The 4602-nt window shown below is 62.2% G+C and carries 4 protein-coding genes and 1 pseudogene; 4 read left to right on the plus strand and 1 reads right to left on the minus strand.

Translation table 11 applies throughout. From position 1 onward, the window contains the following. The 4 genes from KBT70_RS00435 to KBT70_RS00450 form a co-directional block, all read left to right on the plus strand. On the plus strand, positions 1 to 713 hold a 713-nt coding region (locus KBT70_RS00435; RefSeq protein ID WP_296627467.1), incomplete at its 5' end, for a phosphate acyltransferase. A gap of 214 nt (positions 714 to 927) precedes the next feature. Next, positions 928 to 2817 carry a propionate-CoA ligase PrpE gene (prpE, locus tag KBT70_RS00440; RefSeq protein ID WP_296627470.1) on the plus strand — a complete coding sequence of 630 codons (1890 nt, stop codon included), beginning with the start codon at positions 928 to 930 and terminating at the stop codon, positions 2815 to 2817. Positions 2818 to 3121: 304 nt separating this feature from the next. After that, entirely contained in the window at positions 3122 to 3796 is a 675-nt protein-coding gene (locus tag KBT70_RS00445; protein WP_296627472.1) for a Crp/Fnr family transcriptional regulator, read from the plus strand. Then, positions 3793 to 4335, plus strand: coding sequence for a CIA30 family protein (locus KBT70_RS00450; RefSeq protein ID WP_296627475.1), 543 nt, complete (start codon positions 3793 to 3795; stop codon positions 4333 to 4335). The genes KBT70_RS00445 and KBT70_RS00450 overlap by 4 nt, the downstream gene beginning before the upstream one ends. A 56-nt stretch (positions 4336 to 4391) precedes the next feature. Here the strand turns inward: KBT70_RS00450 and KBT70_RS00455 are convergent. After that, a pseudogene (locus tag KBT70_RS00455) lies at positions 4392 to 4602 on the minus strand (NAD kinase); the annotation flags it as partial.

The raw sequence follows: 4602 nt of genomic DNA on the forward strand, positions 1-4602 counted from the left end.
GCAAGGGGGTCACGCCCGATCTGGCGCGGGCGATCATGCGCACCAATACCACCGCGATTGGCGCGGTGATGGTGCATCGCAATGAGGCCGATAGCCTGATTTGTGGCACCTTTGGTGAATTCCGCTGGCATATGAAATACGTCAATCAGGTGTTGCAGGACGAGAGCCGTCGCCCGCATGGCGCGTTGAGCATGATGATCCTGGAAGATGGGCCGCTGTTCATTGCCGATACCCATGTGCGGGTGACGCCCAACGCCGCGCAACTGGCCGAGACCGCGATTGGTGCGGCGCGGCATGTGCGGCGGTTTGGCATCGCTCCCAAGGTGGCGTTCTGTTCCCAGTCGCAATTCGGCAACCAGCCGGACGAGGGGGCAGAGCGGTTGCGCCAAGCGATTGCGCTCTTGGATGAGGCACCGCGTGATTTCACCTATGAGGGGGAGATGACGATTGACGCTGCCCTTGACCCCGAGTTGCGCGAACGGCTGTTGCCGGGCAACCGGATGAAGGGCGCGGCAAATGTGCTGATCTTTGCCTATGCCGATGCGGCGTCGGGCGTGCGCAATATCCTCAAGATGAAGGCGGGCGGTCTGGAAGTTGGGCCGATCCTGATGGGGATGGGCAACCGGGCGCATATCGTCACGCCGTCGATCACCGCGCGCGGCTTGCTCAACATGGCGGCCATCGCGGGGACACCGGTGGCGCATTACGGGTAGAATCAGGGTTTGCAGCCAAATTCTTTGCAGATTTGCAAAGTCGCTGGCAATTTCCGGTGAGATGAACAAAAAAAGCCGCTTTGCAAAAGTTTGCAGGGCGGCTTCGGTCATTTCTGCAAAATTTCTGCGGCCTTCTGTCCCGTGCCCCTGCATGATGCTTGCCCCAAGGCAGGGTGATCCGTAACACATATTCAACGGATCGGAGGAGGATACCATGGGATACACTGAGGTTTACGAGCGGTCGCTTGCAGATCCCGAAGGCTTTTGGATGGAGGCGGCGGAGGCGATTGATTGGGTGAAGAAGCCCAGCAAGGCGCTGTTTGACGGAGCGGCCCCGCTCTATGAGTGGTACAAGGATGCCGAGGTCAACACCTGCTGGAATGCGGTGGACCGGCATGTGGCGGCGGGGCGTGGCGCGCAGACTGCGATCATCCATGACAGCCCCGTGACCGGCATCAAGCAAAAGATCAACTATTCGCAATTGCGCAGCCGCGTGGCGCGGCTGGCGGGGGCGTTGCGCGCCAAGGGCGTGGAAAAGGGCGACCGCGTCATCATCTATATGCCGATGGTGCCCGAGGCGCTCGAGGCGATGCTGGCGTGCGCGCGGCTGGGGGCGGTGCATTCGGTGGTCTTTGGTGGCTTTGCCGCGCATGAACTGGCGGTGCGGATCGACGATTGCAAGCCCAAGGCGCTGATCGCCGCCTCTTGCGGGATCGAGCCGGGGCGGGTGGTGCATTACAAGCCGCTCCTTGATGGGGCGATTGAACAGGCCAAGCACAAGCCCGAGTTTTGCGTGATCTTTCAGCGCGAAGAAGAGGTGGCCAAGCTGATCGAAGGGCGCGATTACGACTGGCACGCGTTCCAATATGGGGTCGAGCCGGCGGACTGTGTGCCGGTTTCGGGGGATCATCCGGCCTATATCCTCTATACCTCTGGCACCACTGGCGCGCCCAAGGGCGTGATCCGGGCCACGGCGGGGCATCTGGTAGCGCTCAACTGGTCGATGAAAAATATCTATAACGTGAACCCCGGCGAGGTGTTCTGGGCCGCGTCCGATGTGGGCTGGGTCGTGGGGCACAGCTATATCTGTTATGGGCCTCTCATTCATGGCAACACGACCATTGTGTTCGAGGGCAAGCCGGTGGGCACGCCCGATGCGGGCACGTTCTGGCGGGTGATGTCGGAGCATAAGGTGCGCAGTTTCTTTACCGCGCCGACAGCACTCCGGGCGATCAAGCGGGACGACCCCAAGGGCGAATTGATCGGCAAATACGACCTCTCGCATCTGCGCGCGCTCTATCTGGCAGGAGAGCGGGCCGATCCTGATACGATCGAATGGGCGCAGCGGGTGATGCAGGTGCCGGTCTATGACCATTGGTGGCAGACCGAGACCGGCTGGGCGATTGCGGGCAATCCGGCGGGGCTCGAGGCGCTGCCGGTCAAGATCGGATCGCCGACGGTGGCGATGCCGGGCTATGACGTGCGGATTCTCGACGAAGGCGGGCATGAGGTGGCACCGGGCACGCTGGGGGCGATTGCGGTCAAATTGCCGCTGCCGCCGGGGACTTTGCCGACGCTGTGGAATGCCGAAGAGCGCTATCGCAAATCCTATCTCCACACCTTTCCCGGCTATTACGAAACCGGCGACGCGGGGATGAAGGACGAGGACGGCTATCTGTGGATCATGGCGCGCACCGATGACGTGATCAACGTGGCGGGCCACCGTCTGAGCACCGGGGCGATGGAAGAGGTTCTGGCCAGCCATCCGGATGTGGCCGAATGTGCCGTGATCGGGGCGGCGGATGAGTTGAAGGGGCAAACGCCGGTCGGGTTCCTGTGCCTGACCAAGGGCGTCAACCGGGCACATGACGAGATTGTGAAGGAATGTGTCAAACTGGTGCGCGACCAGATCGGCCCGGTCGCGGCCTTCAAGCTGGCGGTGGTGGTGGACCGTCTGCCCAAGACACGCTCGGGCAAGATCCTGCGTGCGATCATGGTCAAGATCGCGGACAGCCAAGAGTACAAGATGCCTGCGACCATCGACGATCCGGTCATCCTCGACGAGATCAAGAGCGCCCTGCAAACACTTGGTTTGGCGAAGTAATCCAATAAAAAGAGGGTTCCGGAGGAAGCCGGAACCCTCATCCCCCAGAAGGGACGCTGGAAGAAATGCTGTCTGGCGCGACGCACTCACAAACGTCAGGCCAGACAGCGAGACCGGCCGATAAATACCCGTCATGAAGACCGGGTGGCACTTGACCGGTGTATCCCGCAAAAAGGGTAAGGGCTTGCGATATGAAAAGGGCTTGGGACACCCCTACACGCGAGATACCCTTACTGTATGGCAGGTTGTGTTGGGTGTTTCTGTGAGGCATCTCACAGGTGAGTGAAAAAAGGGAGTCTGGCACATGTCAATTGAGGCCGCGCCGGAGCGTGGGGCACGGGGGCTGGCCGGGATTCTGGAGCGGCATGGCCGTGCGGTCGACTATCCCAAGGGTCGGATGATCTATGCCACCGGTGCCCAAGACAGCACGATGATGTTGATCATCAAGGGCCGGGTCGAGATCAGCCGCAGTTCGGTCGATGGGCGACGCTCGATCCTGACGCATCTGGGGCCGGGGGATATGCTGGGCGAGTTGGCGGCGCTGGATGGGGGTGCGCGCAGCGCCGATGCCGTGGCGGCGACGGCGGTGCGAGGGCGGATTCTGGAGGGGGCGCTGGTTCTGCAACGCCTGCGCGAGGAACCGGATGCCGCGATCGACGTGATCGGCATGTTGTGCCAACGTCTGCGCCAGACCTCGGGCATGTATACGGCGCATATGCTGGCGGATGGGCAGGCGCGTCTGGCGCGGCTGCTGTTGCATCTGTCGGAGAAATGGGGCGAGACGCTGCCGGGGGGCAAGCTGCGTCTGGCGGAGCGGTTTTCGCAATCGGATCTGGGGGATCTTGTGGGGCTGAGCCGCGAGAGCGTGAACCGGCAAATCCGGGATTGGGAACAGGCCGGGGTGATCGCGCGCGAGGGCATGGGCATCGTGCTCTGTGATCCGGCGGCGCTGGCGCGGGCGGCGGAGATGGCGGATTGAAACGGATTCTGGCACTGGTTCTGGGATTGATGGCGGCGCCCGGTGTGGCGCAGGAGGGCGGCATGCTCGAGTATACCCCACCGCCGGTGGAGACCTGGCGCTATTTCAGCGATCAGGTGATGGGCGGCGTGTCCGAGGGGCAGGCGCAGGTTGCGGGCCCAGAGGGCGCGCAGCATTTGCGGCTGACCGGGGTGGTCAGCACGGCCAACCGGGGCGGGTTCATCCAGGTGCGGGGCGAGTTGGTGGCCCCCTTGCCCGAGGGGGCGCAGGGTGTGGTGGTGCGTGTGAAGGGGAATGGTGAGGGCTATTTCATCCATCTGCGCACGCGCGGCACGATGTTGCCTTGGCAATATTATCAGGCCCCGATTCCGAGCGGTGCGACGTGGCAAGAGCTGCGCGTGCCCTTTACCGCCTTTCGCGCGTCGGGGGCGATGCTGCGGGATGTGCCCCGCGCGGGCGATATCAAGAGCCTTGCGGCGGTGGCCTATGGGCGCGACCATGAGGCTGATTTGTCATTCTTGTGGGTCGGGGTGTATTGAGGTTTTTTGGAAAATATCTTGCAGGTATTTGCAGAAAATTCCAATAAAAAGTTGTATTATGTAAACTGTTCGCGCAGCAGCCGTTCTTCGAGCCCATGGCCCGGATCAAACAGGATGCGGTGCTTGATCCGGTTTTCCGAGCGGATTTCGACCCAGATCACATTCTCAACCCAGCGGCTGTCTGCGTCGGCCATCACCGGGCGTTTTTCGGGGTCGACCACATCGAACCGCACCACGGCGGTCTTGGGCAAGAGCGCGCCGCGCCAG

Source organism: Roseovarius sp., from assembly GCF_018066915.1.
Lineage (GTDB): Bacteria > Pseudomonadota > Alphaproteobacteria > Rhodobacterales > Rhodobacteraceae > Roseovarius.